The organism is Anoxybacillus sp. EFIL (genome assembly GCF_013096955.1).
In the GTDB taxonomy this organism is placed as follows: Bacteria; Bacillota; Bacilli; order Bacillales; family Anoxybacillaceae; genus Anoxybacillus; species Anoxybacillus ayderensis.
Genome location: NZ_SDLH01000004.1, coordinates 1 through 19,593, shown reverse-complemented (window position 1 = coordinate 19,593; position 19,593 = coordinate 1). Strand labels below are relative to the sequence as shown.

General features: G+C 43.7%; 19 protein-coding genes. 16 read left to right on the top strand and 3 right to left on the bottom strand.

All coding sequences use genetic code 11. The annotated features are described in order from the left end of the window. The first annotated feature begins 16 nt into the window (after positions 1 to 16). The 3 genes from ES017_RS07785 to ES017_RS07775 all read left to right on the top strand — a co-directional run bounded on the left by ES017_RS07785 (position 17) and on the right by ES017_RS07775 (position 3,693). The gene (locus ES017_RS07785; protein WP_019417804.1) at positions 17 to 1,471 is read left to right on the top strand and encodes a glutamate synthase subunit beta; all 1,455 of its coding nucleotides are present in this window, start codon (positions 17 to 19) and stop codon (positions 1,469 to 1,471) included. A gap of 130 nt (positions 1,472 to 1,601) precedes the next feature. Continuing rightward, a complete protein-coding gene (ilvD, locus tag ES017_RS07780) occupies positions 1,602 to 3,284 on the top strand; it encodes a dihydroxy-acid dehydratase (RefSeq protein ID WP_171334976.1) in 1,683 nt (560 codons plus the stop codon). An 82-nt stretch (positions 3,285 to 3,366) separates the two neighbouring features. Beyond that, positions 3,367 to 3,693: a DUF3870 domain-containing protein gene (locus ES017_RS07775; protein WP_042536192.1), complete on the top strand. Its 327-nt coding sequence runs from the start codon at positions 3,367 to 3,369 to the stop codon at positions 3,691 to 3,693. Positions 3,694 to 3,713: 20 nt separating this feature from the next. Here ES017_RS07775 and ES017_RS07770 read toward each other — a convergent pair whose 3' ends face one another. Beyond that, complete coding sequence (locus ES017_RS07770; RefSeq protein WP_021095283.1) at positions 3,714 to 4,904, bottom strand: acyl-CoA dehydrogenase family protein; 1,191 nt, start codon at positions 4,902 to 4,904, stop codon at positions 3,714 to 3,716. Next, positions 4,894 to 6,051, bottom strand: coding sequence for a CaiB/BaiF CoA transferase family protein (locus ES017_RS07765; RefSeq protein ID WP_171334975.1), 1,158 nt, complete (start codon positions 6,049 to 6,051; stop codon positions 4,894 to 4,896). The genes ES017_RS07770 and ES017_RS07765 overlap by 11 nt, the downstream gene beginning before the upstream one ends. Before the next feature lie 408 nt (positions 6,052 to 6,459). Between ES017_RS07765 and gabT the strand changes: the two genes are divergently transcribed. The 13 genes from gabT to ES017_RS07700 all read left to right on the top strand — a co-directional run bounded on the left by gabT (position 6,460) and on the right by ES017_RS07700 (position 19,503). Beyond that, complete coding sequence (gene gabT / locus ES017_RS07760; protein WP_021095281.1) at positions 6,460 to 7,761, top strand: 4-aminobutyrate--2-oxoglutarate transaminase; 1,302 nt, start codon at positions 6,460 to 6,462, stop codon at positions 7,759 to 7,761. Continuing rightward, positions 7,761 to 9,203: an aldehyde dehydrogenase family protein gene (locus ES017_RS07755; protein ID WP_084220377.1), complete on the top strand. Its 1,443-nt coding sequence runs from the start codon at positions 7,761 to 7,763 to the stop codon at positions 9,201 to 9,203. The genes gabT and ES017_RS07755 overlap by 1 nt, the downstream gene beginning before the upstream one ends. Before the next feature lie 73 nt (positions 9,204 to 9,276). Then, entirely contained in the window at positions 9,277 to 10,902 is a 1,626-nt protein-coding gene (locus ES017_RS07750; protein WP_171334974.1) for a thiamine pyrophosphate-binding protein, read from the top strand. Beyond that, positions 10,899 to 12,374: an aldehyde dehydrogenase family protein gene (locus ES017_RS07745; protein ID WP_042536182.1), complete on the top strand. Its 1,476-nt coding sequence runs from the start codon at positions 10,899 to 10,901 to the stop codon at positions 12,372 to 12,374. Before ES017_RS07750 ends, ES017_RS07745 begins: the two co-directional genes overlap by 4 nt. A 13-nt stretch (positions 12,375 to 12,387) precedes the next feature. Next, complete coding sequence (locus ES017_RS07740; RefSeq protein ID WP_042895498.1) at positions 12,388 to 13,536, top strand: saccharopine dehydrogenase family protein; 1,149 nt, start codon at positions 12,388 to 12,390, stop codon at positions 13,534 to 13,536. A 94-nt stretch (positions 13,537 to 13,630) separates the two neighbouring features. Continuing rightward, on the top strand, positions 13,631 to 14,443 hold the full coding sequence (locus tag ES017_RS07735; protein ID WP_021095276.1) for an electron transfer flavoprotein subunit beta/FixA family protein: 813 nt from the start codon (positions 13,631 to 13,633) through the stop codon (positions 14,441 to 14,443). A 12-nt stretch (positions 14,444 to 14,455) separates the two neighbouring features. Then, a complete protein-coding gene (locus ES017_RS07730) occupies positions 14,456 to 15,505 on the top strand; it encodes an electron transfer flavoprotein subunit alpha/FixB family protein (RefSeq protein WP_042536180.1) in 1,050 nt (349 codons plus the stop codon). Beyond that, complete coding sequence (locus ES017_RS07725) at positions 15,498 to 16,793, top strand: FAD-dependent oxidoreductase (protein ID WP_042536178.1); 1,296 nt, start codon at positions 15,498 to 15,500, stop codon at positions 16,791 to 16,793. Before ES017_RS07730 ends, ES017_RS07725 begins: the two co-directional genes overlap by 8 nt. Then, positions 16,775 to 17,077, top strand: coding sequence for a ferredoxin family protein (locus ES017_RS07720; protein ID WP_006319754.1), 303 nt, complete (start codon positions 16,775 to 16,777; stop codon positions 17,075 to 17,077). The genes ES017_RS07725 and ES017_RS07720 overlap by 19 nt, the downstream gene beginning before the upstream one ends. Before the next feature lie 5 nt (positions 17,078 to 17,082). Next, on the top strand, positions 17,083 to 17,283 hold the full coding sequence (locus ES017_RS07715) for a hypothetical protein (RefSeq protein ID WP_035067565.1): 201 nt from the start codon (positions 17,083 to 17,085) through the stop codon (positions 17,281 to 17,283). Positions 17,284 to 17,806: 523 nt separating this feature from the next. Next, entirely contained in the window at positions 17,807 to 18,109 is a 303-nt protein-coding gene (locus tag ES017_RS07710; RefSeq protein ID WP_019417792.1) for a hypothetical protein, read from the top strand. A gap of 79 nt (positions 18,110 to 18,188) precedes the next feature. Continuing rightward, positions 18,189 to 19,022 (top strand): 5'-3' exonuclease, encoded by an 834-nt coding sequence (locus tag ES017_RS07705; protein WP_171334973.1) that lies wholly within the window; start codon positions 18,189 to 18,191, stop codon positions 19,020 to 19,022. Between the two features lie 13 nt (positions 19,023 to 19,035). Beyond that, entirely contained in the window at positions 19,036 to 19,503 is a 468-nt protein-coding gene (locus ES017_RS07700) for a hypothetical protein (protein WP_042536425.1), read from the top strand. On the opposite strand, the gene ES017_RS07695 is transcribed toward ES017_RS07700, so the two are convergent. Continuing rightward, positions 19,480 to 19,593 (bottom strand): transposase (locus ES017_RS07695; RefSeq protein ID WP_171334972.1); only part of this gene is annotated, 114 nt, incomplete at its 5' end. The two genes, ES017_RS07700 and ES017_RS07695, sit on opposite strands and share 24 nt — an antisense overlap.

Sequence of the window (19,593 nt, the reverse complement as noted above, 5' to 3'; positions counted from 1 at the left end):
AGAAAGGGGGAGAACGATGGGGAAAGCAACGGGATTTATGGAATATGTACGGGAGGAAGAAAAAAAGCGCGATCCGCTTTCCCGTTTACATGATTGGAATGAATATACGTTTCCATTTTCAAACGAAACGTTAGCACGTCAAGGAGCGCGATGTATGGATTGCGGTACTCCTTTTTGTCATATGGGAATGGAACTAAATGGTTTAACATCTGGTTGCCCGATTCATAATCTCATTCCAGAATGGAACGATCTTGTATATCGTGGACGTTGGAAAGAAGCGTTTGAACGGTTAGCAAAAACGAATAACTTTCCAGAGTTTACGGGACGTGTTTGTCCAGCACCGTGTGAAGGATCGTGCACCGTAGCTATTTCCGATCCGGCGGTGGCCATTAAAGGAATTGAGCGAGCAATCATCGACAAAGCATTCGCAGAAGGTTGGGTTCAACCGCGCATTCCGAACAAGCGAACGGGAAAAAAAGTTGCTGTGATCGGCTCAGGGCCAGCGGGTTTAGCATGTGCAGACGAATTAAATCAAGCAGGCCATTTTGTCACTGTATACGAGCGTGCCGATCGCATAGGGGGATTATTAACATACGGCATTCCGAATATGAAACTTGGAAAAGATGTCGTCGAACGGCGTGTGCGCCTGCTTAGCGAAGAAGGAATTACGTTTATCACGAATATAGAAGTTGGAAAGCATATTTCCGTCGATGAGTTACAGAAACAATATGATGCGGTTGTTCTTTGTATTGGAGCGCAAAAACAGCGCGATCTTGTTATAGAAGGACGTGAACTAGATGGCGTTCATTTTGCGATGGATTACTTAACCCGAACAACAAAATGGTTGTTGACGGGGGAAAAAGAAGAAACGTTTATTGATGCAAAAAATAAACATGTCATCGTCATCGGTGGTGGAGATACGGGAGCTGACTGTGTGGCAACAGCGCTTCGCCAACAATGTAAAAGCGTTGTTCAGTTCGGAAAACACCCCGCACTGCCGACTGACCGTGCAAATGATAATCCGTGGCCACAATATCCGCTTATTTTTACTGTTGATTATGCATATGAAGAAGCGGAAGCGAAGTTTGGTACGGATCCACGTCAATATTGCATTCAAACGAAAAAAATCGTCGGTGATGATAGAGGGAACGTAAAAGAACTGCATACGATTCAAATGGAAAAAGTAGTAGACGAACATGGGCGTATTGTATTTAAAGAAATTCCGGGTACAGAGAAAGTATGGCCGTGTGACATCGTGTTGATTGCTATCGGTTTTGAAGGACCAGAGCCATCGCTTTTACAACAATTTGGAATAGAAACAGGAAACAAAAAAGTAAAAGCGTCACAATATAAAACAAATGTCGAAGGGGTATTTGTCGCAGGCGATGCAAGACGCGGGCAAAGTCTTGTCGTCTGGGCTATTCATGAAGGTCGGGAAGCAGCAAAAGAAGTAGATGATTTTTTGTCATGATATTATTATAAAACATGGATTTGGAAGGTGTCCTTACATGGACGCCTTTTTCATGCATAATTGAAGTTTTATTTTTGGAATTGTCATTTTATTTAAAAAAGTGTTACAATGTTTAACAAGTTCAGAAAAGATGGAGGGATTTGCTTTGCGTAGCGATATGATTAAAAAAGGATTTGACCGTGCGCCACATCGTAGTTTATTGCGCGCGGCAGGGGTAAAAGAGGAAGATTTCAATAAACCGTTTATTGCGGTTGTCAACTCGTATATTGATATTATTCCGGGACATGTTCATTTACAAGAGTTTGGGAAAATTGTGAAAGAAGCGATTCGTGAAGCAGGCGGTGTACCGTTTGAAATGAATACGATCGGAGTGGATGACGGCATCGCGATGGGACATATTGGCATGCGCTATTCGTTGCCGAGCCGTGAAATCATTGCTGATTCTGTTGAAACTGTCATTTCTGCGCATTGGTTTGATGGGATGGTATGCATTCCAAACTGCGATAAAATTACACCTGGTATGATGATGGCTGCGATGCGCTTAAACATTCCAACCATTTTTGTAAGCGGGGGGCCGATGAAAGCAGGTGTGACAAGCGATGGGAAAAAAATTTCGCTCTCTTCTGTATTTGAAGGAGTGGGGGCGTATCAAGCAGGAAAAATTGACGAAAAAGGGTTACAAGAACTTGAACAGTACGGCTGTCCGACATGTGGTTCTTGCTCAGGGATGTTTACAGCCAATTCGATGAACTGTTTAGCTGAAGCGCTTGGTTTAGCTCTGCCGGGTAACGGTACGATTTTAGCCATTGATCCGGCACGAAAAGAATTTGTGCGCCGTTCGGCTCAACAGTTAATGTATTTAATCGAGCACGATATTAAACCGCGTGATATCGTGACCGAAAAAGCAATTGATAACGCGTTTGCACTTGACATGGCTCTCGGTGGTTCAACAAATACGGTGCTACATACGTTAGCGATCGCGAATGAAGCAGGCATTCATTATCCGCTTGAGCGCATTAATGAAGTTGCGGCCCGCGTACCACATTTAGCAAAACTCGCTCCAGCATCAGATATGCATATTGAAGACTTACATGAAGCTGGTGGAGTGTCTGCTGTATTACATGAATTGTCGAAAAAAGAAGGTACGCTTCATTTAGATGCATTGACGGTGTCGGGAAAAACGCTTGGTGAAAACATTGCAGGGTGTGAAGTGAAAAACTATGAAGTCATTCGTCCAATTGACAATCCGTATTCAGAAACAGGCGGACTGGCTGTATTGTTCGGCAATTTAGCTCCAGATGGTGCAATTATTAAAACAGGTGGCATTCAAGGGGGAATTACACGCCACGAAGGACCAGCGATCGTATTTGACTCTCAAGAAGAAGCGCTTGAAGGAATTGCGGCAGGGAAAGTACAGCCGGGGCATGTCGTCATTATTCGTTACGAAGGACCAAAAGGTGGACCAGGTATGCCAGAAATGTTGGCACCTACATCACAAATTGTCGGGATGGGATTAGGGACGAAAGTAGCGCTCATTACGGACGGTCGTTTCTCCGGTGCTTCCCGTGGGCTATCGATTGGGCACGTATCACCGGAAGCAGCTGAAGGAGGCCCGATTGCATTTGTGGAAAATGGGGATCACATTGTCATTGATATTGTGAAACGAACAATTGATGTACATGTTCCAGAAGAAGAATGGGAAAAGCGAAAAGTAAATTGGAAAGGATTTGAACCGAAAGTGAAAACAGGATATTTAGCTCGCTACTCGAAGCTCGTCACGTCCGCCAGTACAGGTGGAATTATGAAGATTTAATTGATTTTGTCGAAAGATTGTTCATAGCATTGACACAGCCCACCGTTATAATAGGAAGTAACATGGTGATGGGGGGAGAGGAATGAATACGCAATTCATTGCCGGTCATGCACGATTGCCTTCAGGAATGGCGGCAAAAAGCGTGTTTGATACGTTGACGATTACAGCAGAAGTAGATAAAAAGTACGGTGTCATCGTGGATGCTTCTTGTACGTTAGCAACAGAACACGGCCGTGATTATGTAGCGCGATTGTTAAAAGGACATTCATTGAAAGATGGGATTGACGAGCCGCTTGCTCAATTACATGAAGGGTATTTAGGAAAAGCAAATCAAGCGTTATGCGCAGCATTAAAAGATTTGTATAAACAATATTGTAAACTAGAAGAAAAGATGCATTCAGAAAAATAGAAGGTGACACGAGCCACCTTCTATTTTTCTTCCCAAGCTGGAAGCATTTTTCGGAGCGGTTTATCTTGACGATAGCCAAGCACGTATTCCGCTTGCATAATTGTATGAATTTCGCGCGTTCCTTCGTAAATGACTGGCGCTTTTGAGTTGCGTAAATATCGCTCTACAGGATATTCATTGGAATAGCCGTAAGCCCCGTGAATTTGTACTGCGTCGTCAGCCGCCTTATTTGCAAAGTCGCATGCCATCCATTTCGCTAATGACGTTTCGCGCGTATTTCGTCTTCCTTTATTTTTCAAAAATCCTGCTTTATATACGAGCAAACGGCTCATTTGCAACCCTGCTTCCATGTTCGCAATCATTTGTTGCACGAGTTGATGGCGGCCGATTTCTTTTCCAAACGTTTTTCGTTCGTGGCAATATTTCACACTTGCTTCTAAACAAGCCATAATTAAGCCGCACGCCCCAGCAGCAACGGTAAATCGTCCGTTATCGAGCGCGGACATCGCAATTTTAAATCCTTCTCCTTCTTCCCCGAGTAAATTTTCTTTTGGGACGCGGACATTGTCGAAAAACAGCTCACCTGTATTACCTGCACGAATGCCAAGTTTTCCTTTGATGGCACGTGATGAAAAACCAGGCATCGTCCGTTCAACGATAAAAGCAGAAATACCGCGATGTTTTTTTGATTTATCTGTGTAAGCAAAAACGATGAAATGGTCGGCAATGTCACAAAGAGAAATCCACGTTTTTTGCCCGTTTAAAATGTAGTCATCTCCATCGCGTACAGCGGTTGTGGAAATGGCTGCGACATCTGAACCAGCGTTTGGCTCCGTTAGTCCGAATGCCCCAATTTTCTCCCCTTTTGCTTGTGGCACGAGATATTTTTGCTTTTGTTCTTCTGTTCCCCATTGAAGTAGTGTTAAACTATTAAGTCCGATATGGACAGAAACGGCTGTGCGAAACGCAGTATCTCCACGCTCAAGCTCTTCACATACGATGGCTAGTGAATTGTAATCCATTCCCATTCCGCCGTATTGCTCTGGAATGCATACGCCCATTAAGTTTAATTGTGCAAGACGTTTTAAAATGTTTGGATCGAAATAGCCTCGTTCATCCCATTCTTTTATGTGAGGTAAAATTTCTTTATCAACAAATTTTCTTACCGTTTGTCGCAACATTTCTTGTTCTGGAGTAAAATCAAAGTTCATCAAGTTTTTTTCCTCCTTTAATAAATAAATCGTTATGTTCCCCTGCAAGGGGTGGAGCAAATCGATATGTGACCGGTGTGTGTGAAAACTTTAACGGTGTGCCGACAAGTTTTAACGTTCCAACATCTGGGTGATCCATGTGGATGAGCATGTTTCGTGCGTGCGTTTGTGCATGTTGAAACACTTGATCGAGCGTATGAACAGGGCCGCAAGGAATGCCTTTTTGTTCAAACAATTTCTGCCATTGCGCGCGCGTTTTCTTTTTTAATTCATCGTTTAGCCGACGATTTAGTTCATGACGATGAGCGACTCTACCGGCATTTGTTCGAAATCGCTCATCTGCACCAATCGATTGATCTTCTAGCAGTTCGCATAGTGCTTGAAATTGCCGATCGTTTCCGACGGCAACAACAAACAAACCATCGCTTGCTTCATATGTCGAATACGGAACGATGTTTGGATGATCGTTTCCTAACGGTTTTGGCACTTCACCGGACATGAGATAATTCGAAGCGACGTTTACAAGCGCACTAATGGCACAATCAAATAAACTTAAATCAATTTTTTGTCCGCTTCCTGTTTTTTGCCGAGCGATGAGTGCTGCTTGTACGGCGATCGCTGCATACAAACCTGTGAAGATATCTGTGACCGCCACGCCGACTTTTAATGGTCCGGATTGTTCTGTCCCGTTAATGCTCATCCAGCCGCTCATCGCTTGAATAATATAATCGTAGCCAGCTAAATGATGATACGGCCCTGTTTCACCAAATCCAGTAATTGAACAGTAGATGAGTTTCGGATTGATGGCGGACAAATCATCATACCCAAGCCCAAGTCGTTCCATCGTTCCAGTTTTAAAATTGTGAATGATAATGTCGGCTGTTTTCGAAAGTTGACGAATCGTTTCTTTTCCGCTTTCATCTTTTAAATTGACAGTTATGCTTCGCTTGTTTCGATTGACCGCTGCATAGTAGGCGCTCATCCCGTTTTGAAATGGTGGTCCCCAAAAACGTGTATCATCTGACCCTCCCGGTACTTCGATTTTTATGACATCTGCCCCGAGATCACCTAAAATCATTGTGGCGTATGGGCCAGCGAGAACGCGCGTCAAGTCAATTACTCGAATCCCATCTAAAGCTCCGGCCATTCGTTCACCTCCATTTTCGTAATAAAAAAACCAGTCCCCTCCTACAACGTACAGGAAAGGAACTGGCATAAACGATTCGAGCGTGCCTTTCGAAAAGAAAGTCGGTCGAATCGGAACAGTTCTTTAACAAAAAAAGTTACGTTGCTACCCGAAGCCAAACGGTCAGTTGTTTGGTGGGGCTAGCTATTTTCAGTATAAAACAACGCATTTATTTTGTAAATATTTTTTATTTTAAAAATAGTTTGACAAAATCAAAAAGATTGTCTTAAAATAAAAGCAAATAAGTAAAAGCTGTGGAGCTTATTTTACTCGTCTGATCGGCGAGCAACGCATAAGCACCAGCCAGTTTAGTCATTGTGTCATCACGATGATTAAACTGGCTTTTTATTTGTCGAAGGAGGAGAGATCATGTCGAATTGGATGGAACGAAGAAGAGAAGCGGTTGCAAGAGCGCCATACAACGTGACGGAAATTTTTATTAAAGAAGCAAAAGGAGCGATCATTCGCGACATAGATGATCGCGAATATATCGACTTTGCGGGGGGAATTGGTGTACAAAACGTTGGACATTGTCACCCAAAAGTAGTCGCTGCCATTCAGCAGCAGGCGGCAGCGTTTATTCATCCATGTTTTCACGTGACGCCTTACGAATCGTACGTGTTGTTAGCAGAAAAATTAAATGAGCTAACTCCGGGTGATTTTCCGAAAAAAACGATTTTTTTAAATAGTGGTGCGGAAGCAGTGGAAAACGCCGTGAAAATTGCAAGAAAGTATACAGGTCGCCCGGCGATTGTGTCATTTACAGGTGGATATCATGGTCGGACGCTATTAACGATGTCGCTAACAAGCAAAGTGATGCCATATAAAAAAGGATTTGGTCCATTCGCTCCAGAGGTGTATAAATTTCCATATCCATACTATTATCGGGCAAACGGGCAAACGGCAGATGAGGTGGATGAACAGTTAATCGCAGCACTGCAACAGTTTTTTACTGCGGAAGTGGCACCTGATCATGTGGCCGCGATCATTATTGAACCTGTACAAGGAGAAGGTGGATTTGTCGTTCCATCGGCGAAATTTATGCAGGCGATTCGTCGCATTTGCGACGAGCATGGCATCGTGATGATTGCTGATGAAATTCAAACTGGTTTTGCTCGAACCGGGCGTATGTTTGCGATGGAACACTTCGGTGTAGCACCTGATTTAATGACATTGTCGAAGTCGATGGGAGCGGGTGTGCCGATCAGTGCAGTCGTTGGCCGAAGTGAAATAATGGATGCCCCTGAAGTTGGTCAGCTTGGTGGTACGTTTTCTGGAAGTCCATTGGCATGTGTAGCCGCACTCGCTGTTTTAGATGTCATTGAAGAAGAACAGCTTATTGTGCGTGCCCGTCATCTTGGTGAAAAAATGATGACGCTTTTACAAGAAATGAAGCAACAGTTTGACATCGTTGGCGATGTGCGCGGGCTGGGGGCGATGTGCGCGATCGAGCTTGTGACAGATCGCGAGCAAAAAACGCCAGCGAAAGAACAAACAGCATACATCGTTTCCCATGCATGGAAGCGCGGAGCGATCTTTTTAAGCGCTGGATTATACAGCAACGTTGTACGCTTTTTACCGCCGCTTGTGATGACCGATGAACAGCTAGAGCGTGGTTTTTCCGTTTTGCGTCAACTATTAGCAGAAGTACAACAAAAGGTGGTGAAATGATGCGTGAAGTGAAAAACTACATTGATGGTGAATGGACTGAAGGGAAAAGTGAAACGATTGAGCGATACAATCCAGCTGATCAAAAAGAGCTTGTTGCGACCGTGGCCGGTTCATCTGTTCATGATGTGAATGAGGCGGTGTTTGCTGCGGTGAAAGCAAAGAAAAAATGGGCGCAAACGGCTGCCCCAGAGCGTGGCGCGTATTTGCAAAAAGTCGCTCATTTATTTGAGCAATATGCGGATGAATTGGCGGAATTGGCTACGAAAGAAATGGGGAAGCGTTTTGTTGAAACGAAAGGAGAAGTATATCGTAGCGCAGCTATTTTACGTTATTATGCGGGAGAAGGGTTGCGAAAAGTAGGGGAAGTGTTACCGTCATTTGACGCAAAAAATTTATTTTTTACAAAACGTGTGCCTGTCGGGGTTGTAGCTGTCATTGCTCCGTGGAATTTTCCGCTAGCTATCCCGATATGGAAAATTGCCCCTGCCCTCGTTTATGGAAATACGGTTGTATTTAAGCCTGCACTAGAAGCAAGCGCTACAGGAGCTCGCATCGTTGAATTGTTTGCAGAAGCAGGCTTACCTCCAGGAGTTTTAAACTTTGTTGTCGGCCGTGGAAGCACGATTGGTGATGCCATTGTCGAACATAAAGATGTCGATGCGATTACGTTTACAGGCTCGAATGCGATTGGTAGTGAAATTGCAAAAAAAGCAGCAGCTCGTGGGGCGAAATATCAACTTGAACTCGGTGGAAAAAATCCAGCTATCGTTTTAAAAGATGCAAATATCGAATTTGCGGCACGACTCGTTGTAGAAGGAGCGATGAAACAAACGGGGCAACGTTGTACGGCAACGAGTCGCGTATTTGTTGAGAAAGAGATTATCGATGTATTTCGAACGCATGTAATGGAACAGGTGAGACGTATTCGAGTTGGAAATGGAATGGACGAACAAGTGACGATGGGGCCGGTTGTCTCGAAAGGACAATTTGAAACGGTTCAGCGCTATATCCATATTGGAAAACAAGAAGGACGGCTGCTTATTGGAGGGGGAGCGAGCGATGATGTGGGCTGGTATATTGAGCCAACTGTATTTGATTCTGTTTCTCATCGCGCCATTATTGCGACGGAAGAAATATTTGGCCCTGTCTTATCGATTGTAGAAGCGGCATCCATTGATGAAGCGATTGAAATGGCAAACGACAGCATTTATGGCTTAAGCGCGTCGCTATTTACAAACGATGTATCGAAAGCGCTTTACTTTATTGAACATATCGAGGTGGGAATGGTGCAAGTGAACGGCGAGACAGGCGGTGCGGAACCGCAAGCACCGTTTGGCGGGATGAAGCAATCAAGCTCAGGTACGCGCGAACAAGGGCAAGCGGCCATCGAATTTTTTACCGCGTATCAAACGATTTCTATTCGGCCACATCCAAATATGTGAAAGGGGCAACTGAATGGGTCATAAAACGATTTCATTTGTGTATACATGATACAAAAAGAAAGGAGGGCTTGTAGTGAATGCAGCGGAGGCGATCGTTCAATGTTTAAAAAGCGAAGACGTTTCCCATGTCTTTTGTGTACCAGGGGAAAGTTATTTACCGATTCTTGATGCCCTTTTTTCTGAGAAAACGATCCAACTCATTTCTGCTCGTCATGAAGGCGGCGCCGCATTTATGGCAGAAGGATATGCGAAAGCGAGCAAAAAAGTCGGTGTGGTGATGGCGACAAGAGGGGTAGGAGCAACAAATGCCGCCATCGGTATTCATACAGCAAGACAAGATTCGACGCCAATGGTTGTATTGTTAGGACAAGTTGCACGGGCGTTTCGAGGACGCGAAGGCTTTCAAGAAATAGATGTTGAAGCATGTTTTCGTCCGATAGCCAAATGGGCAGTAGAAATTGACGATGCACAAAGATTGCCTGAGTTGTTGACACGGGCGTTTCGAATTGCTCAAACAGGAAGGCCTGGGCCCGTTGTCGTTGCGCTTCCTGAAGATGTTCTTCATGAACAAGTCGATCATGTGACGTTTTCAAAAACGATTGTTCCAAAACCAGCACCGAACGAGGAGGATATTCAACGCATTGAGCAGTTGTTGCAGTCAGCGAGGCGACCGATTGTCATTGCGGGCGGAGGAATTATATGGTCAAAAGCAATCGATGCCCTTCGTTTATTTGCGGAAAAATGGTCACTTCCCGTCATGTCTTCTTTTCGTCGGCACGATGTATTTCCAAACAATCATCCTCTTTATGTTGGTCATCTTGGTTTAGGGACACAACGAGCGATCATTGAAACGGTGGAACAAGCAGATGTTGTTTTAGCCATCGGTACGCGCTTGTCAGAAGTGACGACACAAGATTATAAGTTATTATCGACGCAAAAACTTATTCATATCGACATCGATTACGATGTCATCGGTGTCACGTATTCTCCACATATTGGCGTTGTTTCTGATGCGAAAGAAGCGTTAAGTCGGTTGTTAAATATTCAACTTCAGCCATCATGGACAGATTGGGTACAAGAACGGCGGGAAACATACGAACGAGTTTCATCACTTCCGTCCATAAAACGGAATGTAAACGAAGAAATGATCCACACCCTTCAACATCTTCTCCCATCCGAAGCGATCATTACAAATGATGCGGGCAATTTCGCAAGTTGGCTCCATTCATTTTTTCAATTTCAGCAACATACATATATTGGGCCAACATCAGGAGCGATGGGATACGGATTACCAGCAGCCATTGGTGCAAAATTAGCAAATCCACATCGTCCCGTCGTTTCATTAAGTGGAGATGGCGGGTTTATGATGACGATCCAGGAGCTAGAAACAGCCGTTCGATACAACATTCCTGTCATTAGTGTGGTGTTTAACAATCAAATGTATGGAACGATTCGCATGTATCAAGAGCTTCGTTATCCAAAGCGCGTTATCGGGACAGATTTAAGCGATATATCGTTTGCAAGTATAGCGCGTTGCTTCGGAGCTGATAGTATGCGTGTAGAAACAGGAGAACAATTTTCATCCGCGTTTACTACAGCACTCCAAAACAATAAGCCAACCGTGATTGAAGTCATGACAGATCCGAACGTATTATCTCCATTTTTAACAATGGAACAGGCGAGGGGAGGAAAACAATGAAAGTATTAAACTATATAGACGGGCGATGGGTGTCATCGGTCAGCAATCAGTTTGTGCCGATTGTGAATCCTGCGAATGGTGAGTGTATTGGAGAAGTGACGATATCAAACGAACAAGATGTCGAACAGGCGGTGTTGGCGGCAAAACGAGCCCAAAAAGCATGGGCGCTCGTTCCAGCCCCAAAACGAGCTGAAGTGCTTTATAAGGTGGGCATGTTACTACAAGAGCGAAAAGAACAAATGGCTCGCCTATTAACGATGGAGATGGGAAAAGTGATTGAAGAAGCACGTGGAGAAGTACAAGAAGGAATTGATATGGCGTTTTACATGGCAGGGGAAGGGAGACGATTATTTGGCGATACGACCCCGTCGGAGTTGCCGAATAAGTTCGCAATGAGCGTCCGTGCGCCGATTGGTGTCGTCGGATTAATCACCCCTTGGAACTTTCCAATCGCCATCGCAACGTGGAAGGCATTTCCTGCGATCGTTACCGGCAATGCAGTTGTTTGGAAACCAGCGCTAGAAACACCGATCATGGCACAGCAACTTGCGCAAATATTTGAGGAGGCAGGCTTACCAAACGGTGTATTTAATGTTGTACATGGACGAGGTTCTGTTGTTGGTGAAGCGCTTGTCGAGCATCGTGATGTAAAAGTCATTTCGTTTACAGGATCCAATGAAGTTGGCCGGCGCATTGCGGAAATGTGCGGGCGTCATTTGAAAAAAGTATCGCTTGAAATGGGTGGGAAAAATGCCATTATCGTCATGGATGATGCAGATATAGCGCTTGCTGTAGAAGCCATCATATGGAGTGCTTTTGGTACATCAGGCCAGCGTTGTACTGCGTGCAGTCGAGTTATCGTTCATGAACATGTAAAAAAACAAGTGGAAGAACGGTTACTCGCAGCGATAAGCACATTAACGGTTGGAAACGGACTAGAGGAAGGAGTGAAAGTCGGACCAGTCATTAATCAAGATGCGTTACAAAAAATTCACCATTACGTTCAAATCGGAAAAAATGAAGGGGCAACGTTACTTGCAGGTGGGTATATGCTGCAAGATGAGCCATACAAAGGTGGATTTTATTACGCTCCAACGTTGTTCACAAACGTTACACCGATGATGCGGATTGCGCGGGAAGAAATTTTCGGTCCGGTCACATCAATTATATCCGTTCGCAGTTTAGAAGAAGCGATTGAAGTGAATAACAGCGTTGATTATGGGCTTTCTAGTGCTATTTTTACACGAGATATTCATCGAGCGTTTACGGCGATGCGTGATTTCGATACAGGAATTGTATATGTGAATGCAGGAACAACAGGGGCAGAAATTCATTTGCCTTTTGGTGGAACAAAAGGAACAGGCAACGGACATCGTGATTCAGGTGTCGCAGCACTCGATGTATTTACGGAATGGAAAAGTATTTACGTTGACTATAGTGGCAAATTACAACGCGCCCAAATTGATGTGTGAAGGAGGTTAGACGATGAATGTCATTGTTCTTGGAGCAGGTTTAATGGGAAAAGAAGCGGTGCGTGATTTAGTTGAACAGCAAGCAGTATCATCGGTAACACTTGCGGATGTCGATGAGGAAAAAGCAAAAGCCGTCCAACGTTCGTTGGCATCAGAAAAAGTGAAAGTGAAGCGAGTGGATGCAGCGAATGATCAAGAACTGCAGGCTGCGATGCGGGGACATGATGTAGCCATCAATGCACTTTTTTATACGTTTAACGAAACTGTCGCCAAAGCGGCCATTGAAACGGGTGTACACGCAGTAGACTTAGGTGGGCATATCGGACATATGACAGATCGTGTCCTCGCTTTACACGAACAAGCAAAACGAGCAGGAGTTACATTAATTCCAGATTTAGGTGTTGCCCCAGGAATGATTAATATTTTAACAGGATATGGAGCGAGTCAACTGGATCGCGTTCATACCATTAAATTATATGTTGGCGGTATTCCTCTTCGGCCAGAACCGCCACTTGGATATAATCACGTCTTTTCGCTTGAAGGTTTACTCGATCATTACACCGATCCATCCTTAATTATTCGTGATGGACAAAAGCAACAAGTACCGTCTTTATCAGAAGTTGAAACGATTTATTTTGAGCGTTTTGGACCGCTTGAAGCGTTCCATACATCAGGAGGAACATCGACGTTGCCGCGCTCTTACCCGCATGTAAAATGTTTGGAATATAAAACGATTCGCTATCCTGGTCATGCAGAAAAATTTCAGCTTCTTGTCGATTTACAATTCACGCGTCGAGACTACGAAGTAGAAGTCAACGGAGTGATCGTACGTCCGCGTGACGTATTGTTAAAAGTGCTTACGCCGCTTTTAGATTTAAAAGAAAAAGACGATGTCGTCTTGTTGCGCGTAATTGTTTCGGGTGAAAAAGATGGGAAAGAAAGAACGTACGAGTACGAAATGGTGACAGAAAAAGACCGACAAAAACAAGTTACAGCGATGGCACGTTCAACGGCATATACGGTTTCTGTCGTTGCACAAATGATTGGCGACGGAACGATTCAAAAGCGTGGGGCATATCCACCTGAACAAATCGTTCCAGGAGATCGCTATATTGAAGAAATGGTTCGTCGTGGTGTCGTCATTCGAGCGACTATTCGTTGAAATTGTGAACAAAATAGTAAATTTTCTGATTGTTATGACGAAGGATTTATTCATTATGCTAAAATATGTATATATTAGGTTTGGAGGTGAACATATGCTACATATTGTAGCTTGTATTAAGCAAGTGCCAGATACGAAAATTATTAAAATGAACCCGAAAACGAATACGATGGACCGTGCGAGCGCCCCTGCTATTTTAAACCCGTATGATGCGCATGCGGTAGAAGAGGCTGTTCGTTTAAAAAAGAAGTACGGTGGAATCGTATCTGTTTTAACGATGGGTCCTCCACCAGCAGTCAAAGCCATAAAAAAATGTATCGAGCTCGGGGCTGATGAAGGGTATATGATTTCAGACCGAGCATTTGCTGGAGCGGATACGCTCGCTACAAGCTATGCGCTTACAAAGGCGCTCGAAAAAATCGCCAAACATCGTCCGATTGACCTCATCATTTGTGGAAAAATGACGATCGATGGGGATACGGGGCAAGTCGGACCTGGCATTGCACGTCGTTTAAACATTCCTCCTCTAACTGGTGTAAACAAAGTTGTTGAAGTGAATAAAGAAAAAGGGTATGCGATCGTTCATCGCAAATTAGAAGATGGTTATGAAGTGGTGAAATCGCAATTACCTTGTTTGTTTACTGTCGAAAAAGACATCAATGACATCTCCTTCGCACCATTGCCAAACATGATTAAAGCCGCACGATATCAACCAACGATTTGGACTGCAGACGACTTAGAAGATGTTGACCGCAAACAACTAGGATTGAAAGGATCTCCAACGATTGTATCAAAAGTATGGGCACCACCGAAGCCAGAAGGTGGAAAAATATTAACAGGAACAAAAGAAGAGCAAGTGAACGAACTGTTGTCTATTATACTTGAGAAAAAAGAGCTTTTTTCATAGGGGGAGTAGCGCATGAATTTCGATGATTATCGGGGGATATGGATATACATTGAAGTGAAAGACGGGCAAATTGCTCCTGTATCGTTAGAATTATTAGGAGCAGGACGGGTGCTAGCAGATAAACGTAAAACAGAGCTCGCAGGAGTTTTCATTGGTAGTGGTGTAAAAGCACTTGCCCCAACACTTTTTCAATATGGTGCAGACGTTGTATATGTATATGATGATCCAATTTTTGAACATTACCGAACAGAACCATACATGCGCGCTTTGCTTGATTGTTGCCATAAGCATAAACCAGAAGTCATTTTATACGGGGCGACGCCATCTGGAAAAGATTTGGCGAGTGCCATCGCAACTGATTTACCGACAGGATTAACAGCGGATACGACAATACTTGATATTGAAGAAGATACAGGGTTACTGTTAGCGAGCCGCCCAGCGTTTGGCGGAAATATTATGGCGACGATTTTATGTAAAAAATATCGTCCACAAATGGCTACTGTTCGTCCAAAAGTGATGAAAGCGCTACCGCCAGATCCGTCGCGTACAGGTCGAGTGGTTGAGGAGCATATTGAGTTACACGAAGAAGAAATGCGGACGAAAGTGTTACAGATTGTGAGAGAGACAGCGAAAAAAGTGCGTATTGACGAAGCGGACATTGTTGTGGCTGGCGGAAAAGGGATGGGGAGCAAAGAAGGGTTTCAGCTCATTCATCAGCTGGCAGAAGTGCTTGGCGGTGCAGTTGGGGCGAGCCGTGACGTCGTGGAGGCAGGATGGATTGACCATCATCACCAAGTCGGACAAACCGGCGTAACCGTCACGCCAAAAATTTATTTTGCGATCGGTATTTCTGGTGCAATTCAGCACGTCGTCGGCATGCAAAACTCGGATCTCATTATCGCTATTAATAAAGACCCGAACGCTCCGATTTTCCAATCATGCCATTACGGTATTGTCGGCGATGCGTTTGAAATCGTCCCGCTTTTAATTGAACGATTGAAAGAAGAAATTCCGAAGATAAAAGCAGCTGCCGATGTAAAGGAGGAGATCCGCCATGCCTGAAAAATTTGATTGTATCGTTGTTGGTGCAGGCCCAGCTGGAACGGCTTGTGCCTATGAACTAGCAAAAGCAGGGGTTAACGTGCTACTTTTAGAGCGCGGCGAATACCCAGGAGCGAAAAACGTCATGGGCGGTGTATTGTACCGAAAAATGATGGAAGACATTATCCCAGAGTTTTATAAAGAAGCACCGCTAGAACGCCCGATCGTCGAGCAGCGATTTATGATGATGGATAAAGAATCGGCGGTGACGTTTAGTTACAAAGGATTAGAATGGGGACGGGAGCCGTATAACAATTTTACCGTATTGCGTGCCAAATTTGACCAATGGTTTGCCGAAAAAGCGGTCGAACAAGGAGCACTGCTCGTTTGTGAAACGGTAGCGGTCGAATGCATCGTTGAAAACGGTCGCGTCGTCGGTGTCCGCACAGACCGACCAGATGGCGACATTTATGCCGATGTAGTCGTGTTAGCAGACGGTGTCAACTCCCTTTTAGCGAAACAGCTTGGGTTTCATCGCGAATGGCGACCAGATGAAGTCGCTTTAGCGACGATGGAAATTTTAAAACTAGATAAAAACGTGATTGAAGACCGCTTTAATCTTGAAGCCAATCAAGGCTGTACAATTGAGATTTTTGGTGATGCGACAAAGGGGATTTTAGGAACAGGATTTTTATATACGAATAAAGATACGCTTAGCATCGGTGTCGGTACGCTTTTATCCGGATTAATTAAACATAAAATCAAGCCGTATGAGCTACTTGAGTATGTGAAAAACCACCCGATGATTCGTCCATACATTCAAGGGAGTGAACCTGTCGAATATTTAGCGCACTTAATTCCAGAAGGTGGTTATCATTCCATTCCGAAAGTGGCAGGCAACGGGGTGCTTGTTGTTGGGGATGCGGCACAGCTTGTCAATGCGATTCATCGCGAAGGTTCCAATATGGCGATGACGTCCGGTCGGTTAGCGGCAGAAACAATCATTATGGCAAAAGAGCAAAAAGACTTTTCGGAAAGCATGCTTGATCAATACCGAATGAAACTGATGGAAAGCTTTATCGGGCAAGACTTGAAAAAATATAAAGATGCGACCCATCATTTTGAATCGTTCCCACAATATTTTGAGCAATACATCCCGATGCTCAACCGCGCAACAAGCCAAATGTTTACGGTGGATGGGGCATCGAAATGGGAAAAACAGAAAAAAATTTGGCGTGATCTTGGCTCAACGAAACAAAAGTTTAAGCTGGCACGCGATATGATGAAAGCATGGAAGGTGATGAAATGATGAAGGCGCAAACGATTGAAGAAAAGCAATATTTAGTTCGCTTTAATGCGGATACGAAATCGCATCTTCACGTGCTTGATGACAACATTTGTTTAACGAAATGTCCCGATAAAATTTGTACCATTTTTTGTCCAGCAGCTGTTTATAAATGGGAAGATATTCGCATGCATGTTGGCTATGAAGGCTGTCATGAGTGCGGCAGCTGTCGCATTGGCTGTCCGCACGAAAACATTCGGTGGGAATATCCACGCGGTGGTCATGGCATCGTCTTCCGTCTAGGGTGATCGCTATGTTTCACATCGGAGACTGCGTCGTCTATCTGGATGGAACGAGAGGCATTGTGCTAGAAGTAACCGATGATCGTTGCCACGTCTTATGGGAAGATTACTTCGTCAGCTGGGAAAACAAAACGTTATTAACAGTCGATGAAGAACTAACAAAAAAACAAACGATTCGCGGTTCTTCTCATGTAAGCCACCCTTTATCGTAGGGTGGTTTTTTGCTTCTTTATATACAATTTGTTATAAAAAAGGGGATTGGTATATATAAAAACAAAGGAGTATCATTCGAATGATTAAAACTGCTGTTTTCGTTTACTCTTGATTGGTTGCACGGGAACAAAGTCTTTTGAAGGGACGCTTTATAGTATTGGAGAAAATTATTTTGTCGTGGACTGTTCCCATGAAGTAAAGAAAAGGAAAAATAACGTAGAGGATATAAGCTATCCTTGTACAGTCCGAATCACAGATCAAACAAAATTCAGTGATGAAGATGGCAACAAATGAAGTGTTGACGACTTTACGGAAGAAGTAACTGTGAAAGTCATTCTTGCCACTCCTCAGACTATGAGTCAAAGTAAAGAAAGCAGAGACATTGAGGCTAGGGAGATTATATTGCTTAATCGATAGAAAAATTGTCCGTTCGGTCACAGATTGGAAGAAAAGGGGACAGTCAAAACAGCGTAGGAGTTTGCCACTCTTTTTCTTTTATCCAGATAATAAAGGAAGTGAGTTATGAAACTATTTTTCAAAAAAGTTTTCCTGTCGATTGTGTTGTTTTCCTTAGCGCTTTCACTATTCAGTTCATGGTCGTTTACGTGGGCTGTTTTTCCATTTGCGTTGTTGCTCATTTTGCTTGTTTGTATAGTGACAGAAGGTGTTCTTTTGTTTTTCGATAAGAAATTTCATTCGGCAGTCGTTTTTATCATTGCAACGCTTGTATCCATTCCGTTTTATCCGTCTGTTGCTTTTGTCGTACCGATTTACATCGGAGCAGTTGGATATGATATCGGAAGAAGATTATTTGCAGAAGGCTAGCTTCATTATTTCTACCATCCCATCTGGGGTGGTTTTTTGTTATACTTGTTTCATCGATACATAGAAAGGATAACGAGTGATGGAACGAGAACATTTGTTGTTGATTGACGGAATGGCGTTATTGTTTCGGTCGTTTTATGCGACAGCGCCGAGATGGATGATGAATAGCCGTGGAGTGCCGACGAATGCGGTATATGGGGTAGTAAAGTATATTGAAGCGGCGACAAATGCGCTTCAACCGACGCATGTCGTCTGTTGTTGGGATATGGGAAGTACGACGTTTCGCACCGAATGGTTTCCGGACTATAAGGCGAATCGTGGCGAGCCGCCGCATGAATTAATTCCGCAGTTTGATTTGGCGAAAGAAGTCGTCGCGATGCTAGGCATTCCAAATATCGGTGTACTGAATGCCGAAGCGGACGATTGCATCGGCTCGCTTGTGAAGCAATATCGTGAGGAGATGCGCATTTCGATTATGACCGGAGATCGTGATTTATTTCAGCTTCTTTCCGAGCGTGTCACGGTTTACTTATTGGCTAAAGGAATCGGCAACTACGAAGCGTATACGCTCGACCGTTTTATTGAAGAAAAAGGGATTCAGCCACAGCAGCTTATTGATGTCAAAGCACTCATGGGCGATGCAAGCGACAATTATCCAGGTGTGCGCGGGATCGGAGAAAAACAAGCGGTTAAACTCATTCAACAATATGGATCAATTGAAGGAATCATCGCAAATTTAGCGAACTTAACAAAAGCGCAACAACAAAAAATAACAGAACATCTTGACTTGCTTCATTTATCGCGCAAACTTGCAGCCATTCATTGTGATATTCCGATTCAATTAGAGTTGGAAGAGGCGAAATGGCATGATGAGCGGAAGCGGTTTAGGGAAGTGTTAGAAGCGATTCGGTAAGGTGGGGTAAATCATGTTAGTAGAAGGAACAAGAAGTGGGTTGTTCCATTGTAGACGAAAAAGTCGGACGTTAAACAATAAAAAGGTGCTAAATGTATGTGAAAATTCCCTAAAAACACTAGATTTGAAGTTGTTTCCGATCATTGATGACTTTGAAATCATAGTGACAGTTAAAAGTAACAAGACATGGGGAAAACATCTTTTTTTCTATAGTGCGAAGCAGAATGAAATTCTCACTTCATTTCCATGGTGGGATTTTGTAGATCAATTATTAGTCGGTTGGGATGAACATGATATTCCAAACGGTACAATGGATCGACCTTTCTTTGACCTTGAACAAGGATGGCATATTATCATTTTCGAAAAACGTGACTATATGTATATTTTAGAAGGTAACGAGTATCATTGTGAATACAATAAAATGGTTCATCACCAAAAGATGTACTTGCACCTGCCATTAAAGTATGTTAGTCGTTTCTAACCGAACCCGTAATGCAAAACGCTGGATATTTCTGTATCCATATCCCCGACGTTTGATCAGCTTGATCTTGTTATTCGTTCCTTCCATTTT